Source organism: Vibrio sp. 1249-1, assembly GCF_033340495.1.
This window is the reverse complement of sequence record NZ_JAWOWJ010000054.1, coordinates 1-1,439: the sequence shown is the minus strand read 5'-3', so window position 1 is coordinate 1,439 and position 1,439 is coordinate 1. Positions and strand designations below refer to the sequence as shown.

The window sequence follows — 1,439 nt, the reverse complement described above, 5'->3', positions numbered from 1 at the left end:
AAGGGAGGTAGCTGCGTTTCTAGCCATTCGATAAACGCCGCATTTTTCGGTCTGTGCTGCTGGCCGTTTAAACAAATCAAATCGTACCCTCTCCCTGCTTTGACGCGTTCAAAAGGCGCGACCAGTTCTCTCTTTTCCAAACTGGTTTGCACCAAAGACGCCCGCGCCATTGCGATTCCCATGCTGTTTTTGGCGGCAATCATCGCCATATCGGCATGGTTAAAAAGGTAGGTTTTCTCCATCACATTAAGCGATTTCAGTTCAGAGTTGCTTTGGCTTGCTAACCAGCTCTGCCATTCATGATTTGGCTCGTTTGCTTCTAACGATTCTGTGCAATGGATAAAGGTCACGGCCTCAAATTGGCTGGCACTACTCACACCACCGGAGAAATGTATTTGGCTGTATTCAGGGCTACAAACCGGCATCAACTCTTCATCAAAAAGCCTTTGATGATGGAAACCCGGATGCTCGCTGTCACTGTAGTAAATTGCAATATCAACGGGCTCATGTAAGAAATCTAATCGGCTTGCCTTTACTCGAAGCTTGATATTGAGAGAAGGATACAAACGCTGAAATTCCACCATACGCGGCAGTAACCAACTCTGTGCAAACGTGGGGGCCACGCCGATGTAAAGCTCGCCACGCAGCTCGTTGAATTTGATGTCTTCAAGTTCAGAGAAAATCACCTCAAACGATTGGTTAAGCGCGTGCAGTAACCGCTCTCCTTCTTTGGTCAGCTCTAATCGCCGAGTCATACGCACAAATAAGCTGAAACCCAGTTGTTCTTCCAGTGACTTAATACGTTGGCTCACTGCCCCTTGGGTAATAAACAACTCTTCAGCGGCTTTGGTAAAACTGAGACACTTACCAGCAACGGCGAAAGTGTACATGTTAGAGAGCATCTGCTGTTTTCTGTCCATCTTGGCACTCGACATAAATTAGAAAGGCTAATGCATAGCAAGTTTAAATTGGTTTGTATAGCGAATCACGATGCTTTTAAATCAAACTGTCTTATCCATAACGAGAAACAGCACGATGAAAAAGAATCTAAAAATTACCATTATTGGTGCAGGCTCCAGTTACACGCCTGAGCTTATCGAAGGTCTCATCAAGCGCAATCATGAACTGCCTATCGGCGAGTTGTGGTTGGTCGATATTGAAGATGGCAAAGAGAAAGTCAGCATCATTGGCGATTTAACGCGCCGAATGTTGGCGAAAAACAACCTGTCTCATATTGATGTTCACGTCACGCTGGATCGCAAACCCGCATTAAAAGACGCCGATTTTGTCTGTTCTCAATTTCGCGCGGGTTGTTTGGAAGGTCGTATCCGCGATGAACGCATCTCGCTTAAATACGGAATGATCGGTCAGGAGACCAACGGTTTAGGCGGTTTTGCCAATGCCTGTCGCACGATTCCTATCGCGCTGGAAATCTGTAA

At 46.1% G+C, this 1,439-nt stretch carries 1 protein-coding gene and 1 pseudogene; one reads left to right on the top strand and one right to left on the bottom strand.

Annotated features, from left to right (window positions below; translation table 11 throughout):
* On the bottom strand, window positions 1-920 hold a 920-nt coding region (locus tag R7Z50_RS24155; RefSeq protein WP_318149303.1), incomplete at its 3' end, for a LysR substrate-binding domain-containing protein.
* A gap of 115 nt (window positions 921-1,035) precedes the next feature.
* Here R7Z50_RS24155 and R7Z50_RS24150 point away from each other — a divergent pair.
* Window positions 1,036-1,439 (top strand): annotated as a pseudogene (locus R7Z50_RS24150) (6-phospho-beta-glucosidase); the annotation flags it as partial.